Source organism: Saccharopolyspora phatthalungensis (assembly GCF_014203395.1).
In the GTDB taxonomy this organism is placed as follows: Bacteria; Actinomycetota; Actinomycetes; order Mycobacteriales; family Pseudonocardiaceae; genus Saccharopolyspora; species Saccharopolyspora phatthalungensis.
Window position 1 is genome coordinate 3468823 of sequence record NZ_JACHIW010000001.1, and the last position, 19865, is coordinate 3488687.

At 69.5% G+C, this 19865-nt stretch carries 18 protein-coding genes, 2 pseudogenes and 1 riboswitch; of the genes and pseudogenes, 15 read left to right on the plus strand and 5 right to left on the minus strand.

The genetic code is table 11. The annotated features are described in order from the left end of the window. Positions 1 to 20: 20 nt before the first annotated feature. The 11 genes from pgeF to BJ970_RS16095 all read left to right on the plus strand — a co-directional run bounded on the left by pgeF (position 21) and on the right by BJ970_RS16095 (position 11106). Entirely contained in the window at positions 21 to 740 is a 720-nt protein-coding gene (gene pgeF / locus BJ970_RS16045) for a peptidoglycan editing factor PgeF (RefSeq protein WP_184727007.1), read from the plus strand. An 8-nt stretch (positions 741 to 748) separates the two neighbouring features. Beyond that, positions 749 to 1471, plus strand: coding sequence for a YggS family pyridoxal phosphate-dependent enzyme (locus tag BJ970_RS16050; RefSeq protein ID WP_184729139.1), 723 nt, complete (start codon positions 749 to 751; stop codon positions 1469 to 1471). Positions 1472 to 1542: 71 nt separating this feature from the next. Beyond that, positions 1543 to 2175: a cell division protein SepF gene (locus BJ970_RS16055; protein ID WP_184727008.1), complete on the plus strand. Its 633-nt coding sequence runs from the start codon at positions 1543 to 1545 to the stop codon at positions 2173 to 2175. A gap of 19 nt (positions 2176 to 2194) precedes the next feature. Next, the gene (locus tag BJ970_RS16060; RefSeq protein ID WP_184727009.1) at positions 2195 to 2479 is read left to right on the plus strand and encodes a YggT family protein; all 285 of its coding nucleotides are present in this window, start codon (positions 2195 to 2197) and stop codon (positions 2477 to 2479) included. A 47-nt stretch (positions 2480 to 2526) separates the two neighbouring features. Then, a complete protein-coding gene (gene wag31, locus BJ970_RS16065) occupies positions 2527 to 3360 on the plus strand; it encodes a DivIVA-like cell division protein Wag31 (RefSeq protein ID WP_184727010.1) in 834 nt (277 codons plus the stop codon). 89 nt (positions 3361 to 3449) lie between these two features. Further along, positions 3450 to 3899, plus strand: coding sequence for a hypothetical protein (locus tag BJ970_RS16070; protein ID WP_184727011.1), 450 nt, complete (start codon positions 3450 to 3452; stop codon positions 3897 to 3899). A 281-nt stretch (positions 3900 to 4180) separates the two neighbouring features. Then, entirely contained in the window at positions 4181 to 7333 is a 3153-nt protein-coding gene (gene ileS, locus BJ970_RS16075; protein ID WP_184727012.1) for an isoleucine--tRNA ligase, read from the plus strand. Positions 7334 to 7646: 313 nt separating this feature from the next. Next, positions 7647 to 7762, plus strand: a riboswitch (SAM riboswitch). Between the two features lie 38 nt (positions 7763 to 7800). Continuing rightward, positions 7801 to 9138: an aminotransferase class V-fold PLP-dependent enzyme gene (locus BJ970_RS16080; RefSeq protein ID WP_184727013.1), complete on the plus strand. Its 1338-nt coding sequence runs from the start codon at positions 7801 to 7803 to the stop codon at positions 9136 to 9138. 46 nt (positions 9139 to 9184) lie between these two features. Continuing rightward, positions 9185 to 9835 (plus strand): signal peptidase II, encoded by a 651-nt coding sequence (gene lspA / locus BJ970_RS16085; protein ID WP_184727014.1) that lies wholly within the window; start codon positions 9185 to 9187, stop codon positions 9833 to 9835. 41 nt (positions 9836 to 9876) lie between these two features. Further along, entirely contained in the window at positions 9877 to 10761 is an 885-nt protein-coding gene (locus BJ970_RS16090; protein WP_184729140.1) for an RluA family pseudouridine synthase, read from the plus strand. A 45-nt stretch (positions 10762 to 10806) separates the two neighbouring features. Beyond that, on the plus strand, positions 10807 to 11106 hold the full coding sequence (locus BJ970_RS16095; RefSeq protein WP_184727015.1) for a hypothetical protein: 300 nt from the start codon (positions 10807 to 10809) through the stop codon (positions 11104 to 11106). Between the two features lie 2 nt (positions 11107 to 11108). On the opposite strand, the gene BJ970_RS16100 is transcribed toward BJ970_RS16095, so the two are convergent. The 4 genes from BJ970_RS16100 to BJ970_RS16115 all read right to left on the minus strand — a co-directional run bounded on the left by BJ970_RS16100 (position 11109) and on the right by BJ970_RS16115 (position 14941). Then, positions 11109 to 12488: an NAD(P)(+) transhydrogenase (Re/Si-specific) subunit beta gene (locus BJ970_RS16100; protein WP_184727016.1), complete on the minus strand. Its 1380-nt coding sequence runs from the start codon at positions 12486 to 12488 to the stop codon at positions 11109 to 11111. After that, positions 12485 to 12790 carry an NAD(P) transhydrogenase subunit alpha part 2 gene (locus BJ970_RS16105; protein ID WP_184727017.1) on the minus strand — a complete coding sequence of 102 codons (306 nt, stop codon included), beginning with the start codon at positions 12788 to 12790 and terminating at the stop codon, positions 12485 to 12487. Before BJ970_RS16105 ends, BJ970_RS16100 begins: the two co-directional genes overlap by 4 nt. 26 nt (positions 12791 to 12816) lie before the next feature. Next, positions 12817 to 13911 carry a Re/Si-specific NAD(P)(+) transhydrogenase subunit alpha gene (locus tag BJ970_RS16110; RefSeq protein WP_184727018.1) on the minus strand — a complete coding sequence of 365 codons (1095 nt, stop codon included), beginning with the start codon at positions 13909 to 13911 and terminating at the stop codon, positions 12817 to 12819. Positions 13912 to 13981: 70 nt separating this feature from the next. After that, positions 13982 to 14941, minus strand: a complete 960-nt coding sequence (locus BJ970_RS16115) for an Lrp/AsnC family transcriptional regulator (protein WP_184727019.1) — start codon at positions 14939 to 14941, stop codon at positions 13982 to 13984. A 222-nt stretch (positions 14942 to 15163) separates the two neighbouring features. Here BJ970_RS16115 and BJ970_RS16120 point away from each other — a divergent pair. The 3 genes and pseudogenes from BJ970_RS16120 to BJ970_RS16130 form a co-directional block, all read left to right on the plus strand. Then, positions 15164 to 15352, plus strand: a pseudogene (locus tag BJ970_RS16120) (PHP domain-containing protein); the annotation flags it as partial. Next, positions 15352 to 15675: pseudogene (locus tag BJ970_RS16125) on the plus strand (DNA polymerase III subunit alpha); the annotation flags it as partial. The pseudogenes BJ970_RS16120 and BJ970_RS16125, both read left to right, overlap by 1 nt. A 111-nt stretch (positions 15676 to 15786) precedes the next feature. Continuing rightward, the gene (locus tag BJ970_RS16130; protein ID WP_184727020.1) at positions 15787 to 17016 is read left to right on the plus strand and encodes a cytochrome P450 family protein; all 1230 of its coding nucleotides are present in this window, start codon (positions 15787 to 15789) and stop codon (positions 17014 to 17016) included. Positions 17017 to 17041: 25 nt separating this feature from the next. On the opposite strand, the gene BJ970_RS16135 is transcribed toward BJ970_RS16130, so the two are convergent. Next, entirely contained in the window at positions 17042 to 19075 is a 2034-nt protein-coding gene (locus BJ970_RS16135) for an arabinofuranosyltransferase (RefSeq protein ID WP_312864272.1), read from the minus strand. Positions 19076 to 19231: 156 nt separating this feature from the next. Between BJ970_RS16135 and BJ970_RS16140 the strand changes: the two genes are divergently transcribed. Next, the gene (locus BJ970_RS16140; RefSeq protein WP_184727021.1) at positions 19232 to 19843 is read left to right on the plus strand and encodes a DUF2567 domain-containing protein; all 612 of its coding nucleotides are present in this window, start codon (positions 19232 to 19234) and stop codon (positions 19841 to 19843) included. Positions 19844 to 19865 lie beyond the last annotated feature (22 nt).

Genomic DNA, 19865 nt, shown 5'->3' on the forward strand with positions numbered 1-19865 from the left:
GTGCGGGAGGCTGAGCAGCAGTGCGGATTCGGCGCGTGATCACCACGCGGGAGGGCGGGAGTTCCCGGCCGCCGTTCGACTCCTTCAATCTGGGCGGCCGGGTCGGCGACGACCCCGCGGCCCTGGCGGCGAACCAGCGCAAGCTCGCCGAGGGCATCGGCCTGCCCGAGAACCGTCTGGTGTGGATGGAGCAGATCCACGGACGCACCGCGACCATCGTCGACGGGCCGCAGTCCGCCGCGGTGGAGGCGGCCGATGCGCTGGTGACCGCTGAGCCGAACCTGGCGTTGATCGCGCTGAGCGCGGACTGCGTGCCGGTGTTGCTCGGCGACCCGGAAACCGGTGTGGTTTCGGCGGTTCACGCCGGTCGGGTCGGGGCGCGCGTCGGCGTCCTCGTGGCGGCGCTGAAGGCGATGCGGGACGCCGGTGCCCGGCTGGACCGAATCGAGGCGCTGATCGGCCCGGCGGCCTGCGGCGAGTGCTATGAGGTGCCCGCCGAGATGCAGGCCGACGTCGAGCGCCACCTGCCCGGCAGCGCGTGCAAGACCCGCAAGGGCACGGCCGGGCTCGACCTGCGCGCGGGGCTCTGGGAGCAGTTGGCCGCCGCTGGGATCGCCAAGATCGGCGTCGATCCGCGCTGCACCATGGAGTCCCCGGAGCTCTACAGCCACCGCCGCGACCGCGGGCGCACCGGCCGGTTCGCCGCTGTCGTCTGGGCCGAGCCGGAGGAGACCGCGTGACCGAGGAAATGCGGCGGGCCGAGCTGGCGGATTCGTTGCGCGAGGTCCGCGATCGGGTCGACCGGGCGTGCCTCGCGGCCGGGCGGCGGCCCGACGAGGTCGACCTGCTCGCGGTGACCAAGACCTTCCCAGCCTCGGACGCGGCCCTGCTGGCCGATCTCGGGATGACCGAGTTCGCCGAAAACCGGGAGCAGGAAGCGCGCGAGAAGGTCGCCGAATTCGCCGCGCTGCGGCCGGAAGCGACGGTGCGTTGGCACATGGTCGGCCAGTTGCAGCGGAACAAGGCCCGGGCGGTGGTCCGGTGGGCCGACGTGGTCGAGTCGGTGGACAGCGAGCGGCTCGTCGAGGCGCTGCGCCGGGCCACCGCCAACGCCCTCGACGCGGGTGAACGACAGCGCCCGTTGGACGTGTTGTTGCAGGTCAGCCTGGATGAGGCGACCGGTCGCGGGGGTTGTCGTCCGGACGACGTGCCGCCCCTCGCCGATATGATCATGCGTACGAGTGATCTTCGATTGCGAGGCGTGATGGCCGTCGCCCCCTTGGGTGGTGAGCCCGATGTGGCATTTGCCACACTTTCCGTGATCTCCGAGCGGCTGCGCCGAGATCACCCCGAAGCTGTCGAAGTGTCGGCGGGGATGTCCGGTGACCTGGAAAGTGCCGTTGCCCACGGCTCGACCCGGGTGCGTGTCGGAACCGCGTTGCTCGGTGGGCGGCGGTTAACCTCGCCGTAGCCGTGAACAGGGGGTCGAGGGCCGGCCGCCTCGTGCTCGGTGTTAAGGAGTCGCAGAGGAAGGGCATGCCGATGAGCGCTTTGCACAAGTTGAAGGCCTACTTCGGCATGGTCCCCGCCGACGAGGTCGACGAGTACGACGACGATTCCGAATACCGCGACCGGTACGCCGACTCCGACCGAGACCCTTACGACGGCCCAGCTGACCGGATCGGGGGACGCCGCCGGGTGGGTACCCGCGGTGGCTACCAAGCGGAAGCCGCCGCCGAGCCGGAGAGCTTCGTCGAGGACTACCGGGAACCCGCGCCACGGCCCCGTCGGCAGTGGACGCCGGACCCGCCGGCGCGCAGCACGTTGTCCGCCGACCCACCTCGGGAATCCGTCTCGCGGCTGCGGGCGGTCACCGACACCGGCACCCAGTTCAACCTGAGCAAGATCACCACGTTGCACCCGCGCAGTTACAGTGAGGCCCGGACGATCGGCGAGCAGTACCGCGACGGTACGCCGGTGATCATGAACCTGACCGAGATGGAGGAGGCCGATGCCAAGCGGCTGGTCGACTTCGCCGCCGGTCTGGCGTTCGCGCTGCGAGGGTCGATCGAGAAGGTCACCAACCGCGTGTTCTTGCTCTCACCGCCGAACGTGGACGTGGCGGCGGAGGACAAGCGGCGGCTCGCCGAGGGTGCCTTTTTCAACTACGGGTGAGTGGTGGCACAGTTGAAGCGTGAACCCGGTGCAGATCGTCCTGTTTTACGTTCTGTTCTTCTTCTGGTTGCTGCTCACGGGCCGTATTGTGATCGAACTCGTTCGTGTGTTCGCTCGCGATTGGCGGCCGGTCGGGGGGGTTGCAATCGCGTTGGAGAGCATCTACACAGTGACCGACCCAGCCGTAAAGTTGGTGCGTCGGGTGATTCCGACGGTCCGGATCGGCGGCGTCGGACTGGACCTATCGATTATGGTGCTGCTGCTGGTCGTGTTCATACTGATGCGACTGGTGCAGCCCGGGTGACGGGGAACCCGGGCTACCCGCAGCCGAGGAGTGCGTGAGGTGATCTTGTGGGCTTGACCCCAGCCGACGTGCATAACGTCGCGTTCAGCAAACCTCCGATCGGTAAGCGGGGCTACAACGAGGACGAGGTAGACGCATTCCTCGACCTGGTTGAAGCCGAGCTTGCCCGGCTGGTGGAGGAGAACAACGACCTGCGTAGCCAGGTGGAGCAGCTCGAGTCCCAGCTGCAGACCGCCCAGGTCGACTTGGACGATGCCCGCAGCCAGGCGGCGTCGGTTTCCTCGACCCCCGCCGCCCCACCGGAGGAACCCCGCCGGCTTACCCCGGTCCCGGCGCCGACCGCCACTGAGCAGACGTCCCCGGGCGGTGATCACCACGTGCAGGCCGCCAAGGTGCTGGGCCTCGCGCAGGAGATGGCCGACCGGCTGACGGGTGAGGCCAAGGCCGAGGCGGACGGCATGTTGTCCGAGGCGCGGACGAAGTCCGAGCAGCTGCTTTCCGAAGCGCGCTCGAAGTCCGACAGCATGGTCAACGAGTCTCGGACCCGGGCCGAGACGATGCTCAACGACGCCCGCACCCGGGCGGAGACCCTGGAGCGGCAGGCCCGCGAGAAGGCCGCTGGCCTGGAGCGCGACGCGCAGCGCAAGCATGCCGAGGTGATGGGAAACATCACCCAGGAGAAGAACGCTCTCGAAAAGAAGATCGAGACCCTTCGCACGTTCGAGCGCGAGTACCGCACTCGACTGCAGACCTACCTGGAGTCGCAGTTGCGCGAACTGCAGGACCGGGGCTCGGCCGCGCCCGCCGACAGCAGCGGCAGCCGATCGTCAGGTCAGCAGGCCAGCTACAGCTTCGGGGCGCGCGCGGCCGAAGCCGGCTGACCAAGTTCGTTCGCATCGGCGGCGACGGGCCGGAGAGCCCGTTGCCGCCGACGTGTATCCGGACCGTTCGGCGAGGGGCGTGAGATCGCGTGCTGTTGGTCGTGCTGCTGCTGGTCTTGGCGGCCGGTGGTGTTCTGGCCGTCGCGGTCCTCGTCGGCGAACCGGACCTGGCGTGGTTGTCGGTGCTGGCCAGTGCCCTCGGCGTGGCGTTGCTGGTCGCCGATCGGCGGCGACTTCGGGCTGGCCCGGCGCGCGGGCGGCGGACGGCCGAGCCGGGGGCCGGTGGCAGGGACCCCGGCGAGGAACGCAGCAATGCGGCTGCGGCGGCAGATCCGGATGCCGAGGTGTTGGTGCTCGACGAGCTGCCGCGCTACCACGTGCGGACCTGCGAGTGGCTCGGTGCTCGGAAGACGATCGCGTTGCGGCTACGTGAGGCGCGGGAACTCGGCTTCACGCCGTGCGCCTACTGCGCACCGAACGCCACGCTGGCCGCCGAGGTCCGCAGATCTGACCACCGGCGGGACTCCGCGCTCCGGTGAATTCCGGTGGCGGGCACCCGGTAAGCTGGAACAACCAGGCGTTGATCCGGCCATCACCGGGGAGCCTCCGGAAGAACGGGCGCACTGCCGGGCTCGGTAGCAGCGGCAGGGCACCTCAGTAGAACCGGACGGGTCCGGCCCGTCACAGCCGGCAACGAGAGGTCGCCGACCCCGGTCGGCGGCAATCGGGGTGGTACCGCGGAACACGCGCGAGCAGGCGCGCGATGTGTCGTCCCCGGATTGTGCGGCGGAAACGACACACCGCGAGGAGCGCATCCGCGATGGCTTATCCCAAGGTTCAGTTCGGCGACGCCGGTGAGCGCGGCGTGGCGGCCCAGCCGGCGTTCCCCGAGATCGAGCGCCAGGTGCTGGATTTCTGGGCCGATGACAAGACATTCCGGGCCTCGGTGCAGGCCCGGGAGCCCGGGGTCAACGGTTCTAACGAGTTCGTCTTCTACGACGGCCCGCCGTTCGCCAACGGCCTGCCGCACTACGGGCACCTGCTGACGGGCTATGTCAAGGACGCGGTGCCGCGCTACCAGACGATGCGCGGTCGCCGGGTGGAGCGCCGTTTCGGCTGGGACTGTCACGGGCTGCCCGCCGAGGTGGAGGCGGAAAAGCAGCTCGGCATCACGTCCAAGTCCGAGATCGAGAAGATGGGGGTCGCCGGGTTCAACGAGGCGTGCCGGACCTCGGTGCTGCGCTACACCGCCGAGTGGGAGGACTACGTCACGCGGCAGGCCCGGTGGGTCGACTTCGAGAACGACTACAAGACGCTCGACCTGGATTACATGGAAAGCGTCATGTGGGCGTTCAAGACCCTCTGGGACAAGGGTCTGGTCTACGAGGGCTTCCGCGTGCTCTGGTACTGCTGGCGATGCGAGACGCCGCTGTCCAACACCGAAACCCGGATGGACGATGTCTACCGCCAGCGGCAGGACCCGGCGGTGACCGTGGGCCTGCGGCTCGACGCACCCGGCAAAGCCTTCGATGGCGCGCTGGCCCTGGTGTGGACGACCACGCCGTGGACGCTGCCGTCGAACCTGGCCGCCGCCGTGCATCCCGACGTCGACTATGTGCTCGTCGCGCCGGGCAACAGTGCCGAGCGCTACGTGCTGGCCGAAGCCAGGCTCGGCGCGTACGCGCGGGAACTCGGCGACGACATCGCCGAGCACGTCGTCGCCCGCTTCAAGGGGACGGAACTGCTCGGCACCAAGTACGCGCCGCCGTTCGACTTCTTCGTGGGCCGGGAAAACGCGCACCAGGTGCTGCCGGCCGACTACGTCACGACCGACGACGGCACCGGCCTGGTGCACATCGCCCCGGCCTTCGGTGAGGAGGACAAGGTCGTCACCGACGCCGCGAACATCGAACCGGTGGTCCCGGTCGACGCGCACGGCAAGTTCACCGGCGAGGTCCCGCCGTACGAGGGGCTGCAGGTCTTCGAGGCCAACAAGCAGATCCCCCGTGACCTCAAGGAAAAGGGCCTGCTGCTGCGGCACGAGACCTACGACCACCCGTACCCGCACTGCTGGCGCTGCGACAATGCGTTGATCCAGCGTGCGGTGTCGTCTTGGTTCGTGGCGGTCAGCCAGTTCAAGAACCGGATGGTCGAGCTGAACCAGCAGATCAACTGGACGCCCGGGCACATCCGGGACGGCCAGTTCGGCAAGTGGCTGGAGAACGCCCGCGACTGGAACATCTCCCGCAACCGCTACTGGGGGTCGCCGATCCCGGTGTGGGTCTCCGACGATCCGAACTACCCGCGCACCGACGTCTACGGTTCGCTGGACGAGCTGGAGCGGGACTTCGGCGTGCGGCCGAAGGACCTGCACCGCCCGGAGATCGACGGCCTGACCCGGCCGAACCCGGACGACCCGACCGGCAAGTCCACCATGCGCCGGGTGCCGGAGGTGCTGGACTGCTGGTTCGACTCGGGTTCGATGCCGTTCGCCCAGGTGCACTATCCGTTCGAGAACGCGCACTGGTTCGAGTACCACTACCCGGGCGACTTCATCGTCGAGTACAACGGCCAGACCCGAGGCTGGTTCTACCTGCTGCACGTGCTGGCGACGGCGCTGTTTGACCGGCCGGCGTTCACCAACGTGGTGGCGCACGGCATCGTGCTGGGCGACGACGGGCTGAAGATGTCGAAGTCCAAGCGCAACTACCCGGACGTCAACGAGGTCTTCGACCGCGACGGCTCGGACGCGATGCGCTGGTTCCTGATGGCCAGCCCGATCCTGCGCGGCGGGGACCTGGTGGTCACCGAGCGCGGTATCCGGGACGCGGTGCGGCAGGCGGTGCTGCCGCTGTGGAACTCCTGGTATTTCCTGGCCCTCTACGCCAACGCCGAGGGCGTCGCCGGGGAATCCAAAGTGGACAGTAAGCATGTGCTGGACCGCTACATCCTGGCCAAGACCCACGAGCTCGTCGGCGATGTCCAGTCCGCAATGGACTACTTCGACCTGGCCGGGGCCTGTGGATGCGTGCGCGAGTTCCTTGAGGTGCTGACGAACTGGTACGTGCGCCGGTCCCGCGACCGGTTCTGGGCCGGTGACCGGGATGCCATCAACACGCTGCACACCGTGCTGGAAGTGACCTGCCGGGTGGTGGCACCGCTGCTGCCGCTGACCGCCGAGGCGGTCTGGCGCGGGCTGACCGGCGGCCGCTCGGTGCACTTGGCGGACTGGCCGCTGGTCGACGAGTTGCCCGCGGACGCGGCTCTGGTGACCGCGATGGACGAGGTGCGCCAGGTGTGCTCGGCCGCGTCGGCGCTGCGCAAGGCCAACAAGCTGCGGGTGCGGTTGCCGCTGGCCAAGCTCGTGGTCGCCACCCCGGATGCGGAGGCGTTGCGCCCGTTCGCGGACCTGATCCGCGACGAGGTCAACGTCAAGGAACTGGAGCTGAGCACCGATGTCGCCGCGCACGGCCACTTCGAGATCGCGGTGAACGCGCGGGCCGCGGGCCCGCGCCTGGGCCGCGACGTGCAGAAGGTGATCAAGGCGGTGAAGTCCGGCGAGTGGCAGCGCACCGGCGGCACCGTGGTCGCGGCGGGCATCGAGCTCCAGGACGGCGAGTTCACCGAGCGCTTGGTCTCGACCGACCCCGGGGCTGCCTCGGCCCTGCCCGGTGGCATGGGCCTGGTCGTGCTGGACACCGACGTGACCCCGGAGCTGGCGGCCGAGGGCCTGGCTCGCGACGTCGTGCGTGTCGTGCAGCAGGCCCGCAAGGAAGCGGGCTTCGAGGTCTCCGACCGGATCACGGTGACGGTGTCGGCGCCGGCCGAGGTTCAGGAAGCGATCGCCGCGCACCGCGACTTCATCGCGGGCGAAACCCTGGCGAACGCGGTCGAGCCCGGCGACGTGGCCGACGGCTTCACCGGCGCCGTCGGCGAAGGCACCGAAATCAAGGTCACTGTCACCAAGGCCTAGCGAGTGCATCATAAAGTGGTTTGCGTGGCGGTGTGGGTGGCGGAACCTCAGACGCCGCCTGGGCTCCGGGATCCCCGACTGATGTATGCCCAATACACGGCGCTGGGGCTGTCCTCGCCAGGCGACGTCTGAGCCGTTTGGGATCCCTTGGGCAGGCGGTGCGAGCTGAGTCCCACACGGCAAGCGGCTTACGCCGCTTATAAACAGGGCCTGAGCGCCCTCTCGTCATTTGTCGGTGTGACCAACGCCGCTCCCACGTTTCGGGAATCTTGTTGCCCGGCGTGGGGGCGGTTTTCTACTGTGTTCAGTCGAAGGTCATGAGCGCCAGCATCAAGCCCCGGCTTGCTGGCCGGCAACCCTCCAACCGCGGTGGGGTGCCCCGGGTGAGGACCTGGCCGGTCGTGCAGGGCGATCCGGCAAGCGCGGACCCCCTGGGCGGGTCCGATGAGGCCCCCGAGGAGGGCGTCGTGTCTTCTGCCGTCATCGAAATCCCCTCGCAGTCCAATGTGGAGTGCCGGATTCCCGCCGTGGTCGGCGGCGCGCTGGAGGTTCCGCTGGTCACCGGCGGGCGCATCGGTTACGCGAATCTCGATCATGCGGCCAGCGCGCCCTGCCTGGAGTCCGTGCAGACGGCGGTCAACGAGTTGCTGCCCTGGTACGCGAGCGTGCATCGCGGCGCCGGGTTCGCCTCCCAGGTGTGCACCCGGGTCTACGAGGAGGCGCGGGGCAAGCTGCTGGACTTCGTCGGTGCTCGCCGCACCGATTCGGTGATCTTCACCCGCAACACCACCGATTCCCTGAACCTGCTGGGCCGGGCGCTGCCGCGCGGCACGTCTGTCGTGGTCTTCGACACCGAACACCACGCGGCGCTGCTGCCCTGGACCGGCCCGCGGGTGCGCCGCCTCCCCGCGCCGGAGACACCGGCGGGCGCGGTCGCCGCACTGGACGCCGCGCTGGCCGACTGCCCGGAAGGGCCACGGCTCGCGGTGATCACGGGCGCCTCCAACGTCACTGGGGAACTGTGGCCGGTGGCCGACCTGGCGCGGGTGGCGCGCCGCCGCGGGGCTCGCACCGTGCTCGACGCCGCGCAGCTCGCGCCGCACCGGCCGGTGCGGATCACCGAGCTTGACGTGGACTACGTGGCGATCTCGGGGCACAAGCTGTACGCGCCCTTCGGGGCCGGCGCGCTGGTCGGCCGTGCGGACTGGCTCAACGCCGCCGAGCCGTACCTGGCGGGCGGTGGCGCGACCCGGTTGGTGCAGGAAGCGTCGGTCAGCTGGACCACCGGGCCGGAGCGGCACGAGGCCGGTTCGCCGAACACCGTCGGCGTGCACGCGCTGGCCAGGGCCTGCGAGACGCTCGCGGCGAACTGGACGCATGTCGTCGAGCATGAGGAGTCGCTGCTGCATCGGCTGCGGGCCGGTCTGCGCGACGTGCCAGGGCTGCGCGAGCTTTGCTTGTTCGACGCCGATCACGACCGGGTCGGCGTGGTGAGCTTCACCGTTGACGGTCGGGACCCCGGCCTGCTGGCCGCTGCGCTTTCCGCGGAGCACGGCATCGGCGTTCGCGACGGGTTGTTCTGCGCGCACGTGGCCACGCGACGGTTGCTCTCGCGTGCGGGATCGGACTCCGATCGGGCGGTGCGGGTCAGCGTCGGGCTGGGCACGACCAACGAGCAAGTCGACCGGTTCGTCAACGCCCTGCGGTGGCTGGTGACCCAGGGCCCGAGCTGGAATTACGAGCAGGTCGACGGCCGCTGGACCCCGGTCGGCGACCCGCGGCCCGCCCCGGACTTCCTGTCCTGACCCCGAGCGGGTACTGGTGCGATGCTTTGGTTCCGGTTCAGGGACAATGACTCTCGTGAGCACCGAGCAGTCCCCCCAAGAACAGTCCTCAGCGGAGCAGGCGGACGCTGGGTCGACCGCCGCGGAACGAGCCCCTGAGACGCAGCCCGAGGCGGCCGACGAGTCGCCGCGGGATGGGTCCCGGAAGCTGCTCGCCCTGCTGGGTGGGGTGGCCGTCGTCGCCCTAGGCATCGACATCGTCACCAAGATCGCCGTGGTGGCCAACCTGGAGGGCCACGCGCCGGTCAGGCTGCTCGGGGGCGTGCTCTATCTCGACGTGCTGCGCAACCCGGGCGCCGCGTTCTCCCTGGCCACCGGCATGACCTGGCTGCTGGCGCTGCTCGCGATCGCGGTGGTCGGGGTGATCATCTGGCTGGCGCCGAAGCTGCGTTCGCCGGGCTGGGCGGTCGGCCTCGGCCTGGTGCTCGGCGGGGCCTGCGGCAACCTGGTCGACCGGATCTTCCGCGCTCCCGGCCCCCTGCAGGGGCATGTGGTCGACTTCCTATCGGTGTTCGCTCCGGGCGGCGCGATATGGCCGGTGTTCAACGTCGCCGACTCGTGCATCGTCTGCGGCGGCATCCTGGTCGTGCTGCTGTCGCTGATGGGCCGGGACTACGACGGCACGGTCCACCGCAAGAAGAAGGCCGTGGCGTCGTGAGCGGCCTTCGAACGCTGCCGGTCCCCGAAGGGCTGGACGGCATGCGGGTGGATGCGGGCCTGTCGAAACTGCTCGGCCTGTCCCGCAGCGCCGTCGCCTCGCTGGCGGAGTCCGGTGACGTGCTGGTCGACGGCAATCCCGCAGGCAAGTCCGACCGGTTGGTCGCCGGGGCCTGGCTGGAGGTGATGCTGCCCGTCGTGGGGCAACCGCGCCAGGTCGTCGCGGTGCCCGTGGAAGGGCTCAAGATCCTGCACCAGGACGACGACATCGTCGTCGTCGACAAGCCGATCGGCGTCGCGGTGCACCCGAGCCCGGGCTGGGAAGGGCCGACCGTGGTCGGCGGGCTCGCCGCCGCGGGTGTGCGCATCGCGACCTCCGGTGCCTCCGAACGGCAGGGCGTCGTGCACCGGCTGGACGCGGGCACCACGGGAGTCATGGTCGTCGCCAAGAGCGAACACGCGTATTCGGTGCTCAAGCGCGCGTTCAAGGAACGCACCGTGGACAAGCGGTACCACGCCGTGGTGCAGGGGCACCCGGACCCGAGTCGCGGCACCATCGACGCGCCGATCGACCGGCATCCGCGCCACGACTACAAGTTCGCGGTCGTCACCGGCGGCAAGCCGAGCATCACGCATTACGAGACGATGGAAGCATTCCGCGCGGCGTCGCTGGTGGACGTGAAGCTGGAAACCGGTCGCACGCACCAAATCCGGGTGCATTTCGCGGCGATCAAGCACCCCTGCGTGGGCGACCTGACCTACGGCGCGGACCCGGTGCTGGCCCGGCGGCTGGCCATTACCAGGCAGTGGCTGCACGCGCGCGGCCTCTCCTTCGAGCATCCCTCCGGAGGCTGGGTCAGCTTCGAAAGCGAATACCCGCACGACCTTCAGCACGCGCTGGATGAGCTGCGCGGGCAGGACGGCTGAGCCCGGTACGGTGGCAGGCAAGCCTGCGACGACCAAGGGGGTTCGATGGCAGAGTCGAGATCGTTCGACGGTTCGGACGCGCCGACGCCGCCCAGCGGCATGCCGGCGCTCGACCCCGGCGCCGATGCGGAAACCACGCCCGCCGGCTTCACCAGCCTCCGCGACTTGATCAGCGCCGAGGACGTCGGCGCGACACCGCCCTCGGTGTTCGGCGCCCCGGAGCCGGAGCGGGCGCAGCGCGATGCGGGCGACTGGCCGAAGCTGGAATACCGCAGCCGCAACAAGCCCGAACGCCCCAAGCGCGCCAACCCGCTGGACCTCTTCCGCCGCGACAAGAAATCCTAAGACTAGAGCGCCTTGAGTTCTTCGATCACTTCGCGGACCGTGTCCTTGGCGTCGCCGAAGAGCATCGCGGTCCTGGGGTCGGTGTAAAGCGGGTTGTCCACTCCCGCGAAGCCCGCTCGCATCGAGCGCTTCAGGACGATGACGGCCTTGGCCTGATCGACGTTGAGGATCGGCATGCCGTAGATCGGCGAGCCCGGGTCCGTGCGGGCCGCTGGGTTGGTGACATCGTTCGCGCCGATCACCAGCGCGACATCGGTGCGGGCGAACTCGTCGTTGATCTCGTCCATCTCCTTGAGCTGCTCGTAGGGCACGTCCGCCTCCGCGAGCAGCACGTTCATGTGGCCAGGCATCCGGCCCGCCACGGGGTGAATCGCATAGTTGACGCCGACGCCCTTGTCCGCCAACAACTTCGCCATGTCCTGCACCGCGTGCTGGGCTTGCGCGACCGCCATGCCGTAGCCGGGCACCACGATCACCTGTCCGGCGTAGGCCAGCTGGATCGCCACGTCCGCCGAGCTGATGGCGCGCACCGAGCCGCCGGTCACCGCGGCTGCCGCGGTTTCGCCGCCGCCGAACCCGCCGGCGACGATCGACGGGATCGACCGGTTCATCGCCTTGGCCATCTGGTCGGTCAGGATCGAACCGGAGGCGCCCACCAGCATGCCCGCCACGATCATCGCGGTGTTGCCCAACGCCAGCCCGGCCGCCGCCGCGGATAGCCCGGTGCACGCGTTGAGCAGCGAGACCACCACCGGCATATCGGCGCCGCCGATCGGCAGCACCACCGCGATCCCCGCCAGCCCGGCCAGCACCAGCACCGCGACGAGCAGCAATTCGGCGCTGCCGCCCAGCCCGATCGCCACGGCGCACGCGACTGCCCCGCCCAGCAGCAGCACGTTCAGCGGCATCTGCAGCCGACCGGCGGTGACCGGGCGGCCGGGCAAGATCTCCTGCAGCTTGCCGAAGGCGACCAGCGAGCCCCAGAACGAGATTGACCCTATGATCGCGGCGAACAGCGTCGAGATCGTGGTGACGGCGGGTTCCGCCCGGAAGCCGGTGGTCTCCCGGAACTCCACCCACGCGGTGAGCGCCACCGCACCGCCGCCCACGCCGTTGAACAGCGCGACCATCTGCGGCATCGCGGTCATCTTCACCCGCCGTGCGGCCGGCACCCCGATGACCGTGCCGATCACCAGGCCCAGCGCGATCAGCCCCCAGTTGCCCAGGCCCGGGGTGAGCAGCGTGGCGACGATGGCGACCACCATGCCCGCCGCCGCGATGGCGTTGCCCCGCACCGCCGTGCGCGGGCCGGTGAGTCCCATCAGGCCGTAGATGAACAGCGCGAACGCCAGGATGTAGAGCACGGTCCGCAGCGTGATCACTTGTCGGCACCCTTCCGCGCCGCGCCCGGCTTGCGCTTGAACATGCCCAGCATCCGGTCGGTGACCAGGAAACCGCCGACGACGTTGATGGTCCCGAACACGATGGCCACCAGCGCCAGCAGCTGCGATCCGACAGTGGACACGCCGGACCCCAGCACCAGAACCCCGCCGAGCAGCACGATGCCGTGGATCGCGTTGGTGCCGGACATCAGCGGCGTGTGTAGCGTGTTCGGCACCTTCGAGATCACCGCGAAGCCGACGAATCCCGCCAGCACCAGGATCGCCAGATTGGCCAGGAACATCGCTCCTCCTCTCTGCGTGTGCTAGATCAATCCGGTCGGGTGATGCACGTGGCGGCCAGGACCTCGTCGGTGAAGTCGGGGGCGAGGCGGCCGTCGACGAGCATCAGCTCCAGGAGCGCTTGGACGTTGCGGGCGTAAAGCTCGCTGGCGTGTTCCGGCATGGTCGCCGGGAGGTTCAGCGGGGCGGCGATGGTGATCTCGTGGCTGACTACGGTGCGCCCCGGCTCGCTGAGCTCGCAGTTTCCGCCCGCCGGGCCGGCCAGGTCGACGATTACGCTGCCGGGCCGCATGTGGTGCACCGCCTCGGCGGGAACCAGCTTCGGGGCCGGTCGTCCGGGTACCAGCGCGGTGGTGATCACGATGTCGAAACCGGCGATGGCCGAGTTGAGCCGTTGGGTCTGCGCGGCTTGCTCCTCGGCCGTCAGCTCCCGGGCGTAGCCGCCTTCGCCGACCGCCGAAATGCCCAGGTCCAGCCACTTCGCCCCCACCGAACTCACCTGATCGGCGACCTCGGGTCGCACGTCGTAGCCGGTGGTGCGGGCACCGAGCCGCTTCGCGGTCGCCAGCGCCTGCAGCCCGGCGACCCCGACGCCGAGCACCAGCACCGACGCGGGCTTCACGGTGCCTGCCGCCGTGGTCAGCATCGGAAAGAACCGGGTGCATTCGGTCGCCGCCAGCAGCACCGCCCGGTATCCCGCGACGTTGGCCTGGGAGGACAGCGCGTCCATCGACTGGGCCCGGGAGATCCGCGGCACCGACTCCATCGCGAAGCCCAGCACCCCGGCGGCGCGCAGCCGCCCGGCGAGCTCCGGGTCGGTCAACGGCGCCAGGAACCCGATCAGCGACGACCCGGCCGCCAACCGGCCGATCTCCGCTTCGGTCGGCGGGACCACCTTCACCACGACATCGGCCGGCCACGGATCGCCGATGCGCGCGCCCGCCTTGGTGAACGCGTCGTCCGGGATCAGCGCGGCCTGCCCGGCACCGGACTCGACGACCACGTCGAGCCCCTGCGCGCACAACCGCTCGACGACGCCGGGCACGAGCGCGACCCGGCGCTCGCCGGGCTCCGTTTCGCGCGGGACGCCGACGCTGGTGCGACCACCCTCATGCGAGGTCATGTGTCCAGGTGTCCACAGCAGCGCGCAAACCGCAACAGCACACGCCCGTTGGAACGACCGGCCGCGAAGGTCAGAGGTCGGTGATGTCCCAGGTAAGGGTGCGCTGCTCGTCGCCGGGCCGGGGCGTCCAGCGCACCGTGGTGAGCTCCGTGGACTCCGGCAGCACGTACACGGTGTGGCCGCCCGCTGTTTCGCCGGGCTGCACGCCGATGCGGTGCGGGGGACGCGAGGACAGCGACACCGGCGCCTTCGACACCGCGGAGCCGTCCTTGGCGATCAACTCCAGGTACAGGTCGGGCAGCGAGGCGAACGGCGTGGTCCCGCGATTGGTCAGCTCGGTGTGCACGACGACCGCGCGCTCGCCCTCCCGCAGCTCGTAACCCGCCGCGGTGAACAGGAAGTCGGCCGGGTCCACGACCTCGACGAGCAGGATGGTGATCCGCTCACCCTCCAGGCCCTCGACGTCGAGCTTGCTGCCGACCTTGCCGGTGCGCACCGGCTGCGGCGCGCGCTGGGTGCCCGGCCGCTGCTGGTCGCCGCGGGCCCAGGCCGCCGACCCCGGCGGGCCCCAGACGTTCATCGGGTTCTGCGGTCCCGGCTTGGCGGGTTGCTGCTGGAAGGACGTCGGCGGCGGGCCGGACGGGACGAACGGCTGCGGGCCGCTCGGCCCCCCGTAGCCGGGCGCCGGGTAGCCACCGCTGGGCATCGGGTAAGCGCCGGACGGCTGCGGGTAGGAGCCGGAGTGCTGCACCGGGTAGCCACCGCTGACCGGACCGGACACCTGGTAGGCACCGCTTGCCGTGTTCTGCGCGGCCCATTGCTGCGCCGCGGCGACCGCATTGCGGATGCCTTGCGCATCGCACTCGACGCCGACGATCAGCGGCAGCCCGGTCGTGGACAGGGCAGCAAGACGCGCTGCGACGTCGCGCACATCCATGCCGAGCCGGCCGGCGATCTCGGGAACCGCCGCACGGCCCATCTCGGCGACGACGCTCAACAGCCGCACGTCCACGGGATCAGGGCCAGCCACGTCGTGCCACGCTACCCGCTCCGCCCCGCTGTCGCGTCAAGGGCACGCGCTTTTGCTCGCCGAGCCACGTGTTCACCAGGAAACCTCGCGCAACGCCGGGGGAATCTCCGATCACGTCGGAGGCGCGAGTTAGGCTGACACCTCTCCCCACAGCCGCCGAAGGAGGACTTCCCCGTGCCTGTCGTCCCCTTCGTCCACCTGCACGTGCACACCGAGTACTCGATGCTCGACGGTGCGGCGAAGGTCGGGGCGCTATTCGCCGAAGCGGAGCGGCTCGGCATGCCCGCGGTGGGCATGACCGACCACGGCAACATGTTCGGTGCGGACGAGTTTTACCAGCAGGCGAAGAAAACCGGCATCAAACCGATCATCGGCATCGAGGCGTATCTCGCGCCGGCCAGCCGGTTCCACGCATCAACGAGCGGGAGGGCACGATCAGCGTGTTCGCCTCGGATGCGGTGCCGGTGGACATTTCGGCGGCGGAGACCGACCCGGGCACCGATCCGGCGTTCGTGATCAAGGTGCCGGTGGGCCGGGTCGACCAAACCCTGGTGGCGGAGCTCAAGCGGACGCTGCGGGCGCACTCGGGCACCACGCCGGTGCACCTGAAGCTGCAGAGCCCCCGCGGCATTACCCGCCTCGCCCTGTCCAGCGACTACTTCGTGTCCACGGAGAACGGCCTGCGGGGCGAACTCAAGGGCCTCCTCGGCGCGGGCTGCTTCGAGGCCCACTGACGTAGCGATTTCGATGGAAATCGCCACCGGTGCCGGGTCGCGACGTGACAGCAGGACGTGAAAAGTGTTCACTAGGGTTCTCGTCATCGCTGCTGAGCGCGAAGGAAACCGATGTCGTCCAACATCCAGGCCCAGGCCGGTCTTCCCGTCTTCGACCACGATTTCGTCCAGCACCTGCACACCCGGAACGCGCAACTCCGGAGCACCACGCCGGTCCAGCGGATGGTCACCCACCAGGGCATGGAGGTCTGGGTAATCACCCGGTACGACGACGCCCGCGCCGCGCTGGCCGACCACCGGTTGGGCAAGAACGCCATCCGGACCCAGGAAGTGGTCAACGCGAAGCTGCCGCCGGACGCGGACCACGGGGAGTTCGCTACCGAGTTGGCCGTCCACATGCTGAACATGGACATCCCGGACCACACCCGGCTGCGCAAACTCGTGGTCAAGGCATTCACCGCGCGCCGGGTGGAGAGCATGCGCCCGCACATCGAGCAGATCAGCGCGGCACTGCTCGACGCGATCCCCGACAAGTCCGACGTCAACCTGCTGGACGCCTTTGCGTTCCCGTTGCCTACCCAGGTGATCTCCGAGATGCTCGGCGTGGACGAGAGCCGTCGGGACGACTTCCGGGCCTGGACCAACACCATCCTGGACGCCTCCGACGAGCAAGCGTTGCAACACGCCGTGCAGTCGGCGTCCGCGTACATGGTCGAGCTCATCGCGACCAAGCGACGCGAACCGGCCGACGACCTGATCACCGCGCTGATCGAGGCCAGGGATGACGAGGACCGGCTCAGCGAGCAGGAGCTGATCGCGACGGTGTTCCTGCTGCTGGTCGCCGGGCACGAGACGACCGTGAACCTGATCGGGAACGGGGTGCTGGCGCTGTTGCGCAACCCCGAGCAGTGGGCGGCGCTGGTGGCCGACCCGGGCTTGGTGCCCGACGCGGTCGAGGAGATGCTGCGCTTCGACGGTCCGGTAATCCACGGGACGTTGCGGCACACCATCGAGCCCGTCGAGTACGGCGGCGTGGAGATCCCGGCCGGCGAAATCGTCTGGGTTGGACTGTCCGCGGGCAGCAACGACCCGGAGCGCTTCGCCGAACCGGACCGCTTCGACATCACCCGCGACGCTCGCGGGCACCTGGCGTTCGGTCACGGCATCCACTTCTGCCTGGGCGCGCAACTGGCCCGCCTGGAGGCGCAGATCGCGCTGCGGCAGCTCGTCGAGCGCTTCCCGAACCTCCGTGCCGTCGGCTCGCTGGACGACGTGCAGTGGCGCTTCAGCTCGCTCATCCACGGACTGCAGGAACTCCGGGTCTGCCTAGCGGAGGGCTGACCTCCGATCGACGCGGTGGAGCCCGTCAGCGCCGCGCGATGATGGTGTACGGGCCCACTTCGCGCTTGACGAAGGCGGGGGAGTCGAACACCGCGGGGTCGAAGTAGACGTCGTAGTCCCGGACGTTCGGCTGCTGGGGGAAGGCGTCGGCCTTCAGCCGCAGGACGAGCTTGCCCGCCTCGTCCGCCGGCGCCTCCACAGTGGACCCCCGGCTTGGTGCGGGGGAATTCTGGCTTGCTGTAGGTGAATTCGGGCTCGCCGGATTGCTCAGGACGAACACGTTGGGGGGCAGGAACGGGCTCGTGCGCAGCATGCGCAGGAGGTCGTCCGGGGTCTTCGCCGTGCTCCACCGCTGGATCAGGGCGGCCCGGTCGGCGTAGTCCGCCAGCGGGTTGGCATAGTGCGGCGTTTCCTGCTGGAAACCCCAGTACGGCTGGAAGGACATCAGCTGGTAGTCGGTGCCGAGCAGCACGTTCTGGTCCGGTTTGCGGCCGGTCAGCTCGGCGATCGCGCGGATCTCGTCGTCGATCCAGGAGCCGGGCTCGGCCGGATCCCGCTGTCCCATCGCGTTGTCGCCGGTCGGGTAGTAGTCCTGGTACGCGCGTTCGGCGGAGTCGCGCAACGCCAGCCCGAGCGCGCCCTGGTTGATCGTGATGGCACCGAGCAGCCCCAGCGCGGCGGCGACCATGCTAATGCGCAATGCGTACTTGGTGTCGAGCTTGCGCCGCAGGTAGCCGATGAGCTCCAGCAGGCCGAAGACACCGCCGACGGTCAGCGTCACGTCGAGGATCACGTTGAGACGGAACGCCAGCAGCGTCGTCTTGGCGATCAGTGCCAGCGTCGAGAGCACGAACCAGCCGTAGACCGCGATCACGATGGTGAGCATCGACGCGGCCACTTCGCTGCGTCGGCACCGCATCAGCAGCCACACCAGGCCCACCAGGCACAGGCCGCCGAACGCGGTGGCCTCCATCATCGGCACCGGCAGGAACGCGCTGTCTTCGGGCAGGTAGTGCTGGGCCGCGCTACGCGGGTTGTCGAGCAGGAAATGCGTTTCCAGCAGGTACGGCCACCACACCAGCAAAGCGATGAGGAGACTGACGATGCCGATCGGCAGCAGCCGCAGGAACAACTGCCGTACCGTCGGCCACGGCGCTTGTCCCTGGTGCACCCGGAACGTCCCGATGACGACCGCCATCAGCACGACCATCAGCACCGCGAACACGAAGTGCAGGGTGTAGGTGATCGCGGCAAAACCGACGAAGGCGCCGATGCAGACCAATGTCCATCGTGGAGCGCGCTCCCGGCGGCGCAGCGCGTGCCAGGCCAGCACGGCCACCGGCGCCAGCCACGCCGCCGACGGCCACGCGTAGGGCTCCTCGATGCCGTGCAACATGCCGGCGAGCGCCGTGGCCAGCGCGGCGAGCAGCGCGAGCCGACGCCGCACCACGACGCTCCAGAGCGTGAACGCGACGACGGTAGTCACCGCGACCCAGGCCAGCGCGTACGGCTTGTACGCCGCCCAGCCCTCCCACCCGATGAGGTTCGCGAAGCGACCGCCCAGCCAGAACCAGCCGCCCGGGTAGTAGGGCCCGACGCCGGCGTAGTTCATGTCCAGCAAGGCGGGCGAGGACGCCATCCGCGTCATGTACTGGAGGCGGAACCCGTTGTCCACAGTGGATCCACCGTAGTAGAACCGGGTGGACTCCAACGGAATCGCCAAGGCGAACGTGCTGAACGAGCTCAGTGCCACCCAGGTGCCCAGCAGTCGCGCCCAGCGCGGCGAACGCCGATATCCGAACATCAGCAACAGGAACACCACGGCCAACACCAGCGCGCTGCCGACGGCCGCGAGTGCTTCCGGCGCGTAGCTGGGTTCGCTGATGCTCAGCCGCGCGATGGCGAACTGCAACAGCAGGCTGACCAGCGCGGCCACCGCCGCGCCTAGGAAGAGCTCGGCGACGGTACTGCGCAGCGGCAGGCGAACGGCCGAATCTCGGCGCGGTTCGTCGATCGGGCTAGGTCCGGTCAACAGGGGACTCGGCAAGATTCCCGCCACTTCACGCGTCCTTAGGCGTAGCTGACATGGGGGCTCGCGCAGAATAGTTGACGTGCGCTGACCGCCCGGGCATCGGGTGATGCGGCCGCGACGTCGCGGAGCGCTAGGGTGACGCAGCAGGAGAGTGTGTGGCAGCCGGTAGGAGGAGGTCGGCGAGTGGCTGACAGCCCGGTGGAGTCCGGCGGTACGCCGCAGCAGGTCGGGCCCGCCTCCGGACCCGAGGAGGAGCTGCTGGTTCCGCAGCTCATCGCGCCGCCGCCCCGAGTGGTGGTCAAGGCCGACGTGCTGCCCGCGGTGAGCGCGGTGTCGTTGATCGCGCTGCTGGGTTTGCCGATCGGGTGGGTGTGGTCGCGGCTGGCTCCGCCGCAGGAGAACGTCCTCGGCCCGCACGGGTCGCTGACCCCGATGCTGGTGGAGGGCTACCACGGGTTCGACGCGATCGCGATCTTCGCACTGATCGCCTTCGCCGCGGGGTTGCTGACCGCCGCCGTGCTGTGGCTGGCGCGCGGCCGTCGAGGCCCGGTGCTGCTCATCGCCGGCGCGCTCGGTTCGGTGGTCGCATCGTGGCTGGGCATGCAGATGGGTGCGTTGTTCGCCCAGGGCCTGTACACGATGCCCGCGAACCCGCAGTTGGGCGACCTGATCACGGTCGCTCCGGAGGTCGGCAGCTACTGGGTGGTGCTGGTGCAGCCGTTTGGGCTTGCGCTCGGTTATGGCCTCGCGGCCTCCTGGAACGGCCTCGACGACCTCGGCCGCCGCCTGGGCTGACCCACCCAAGCCCCTGCAGGCG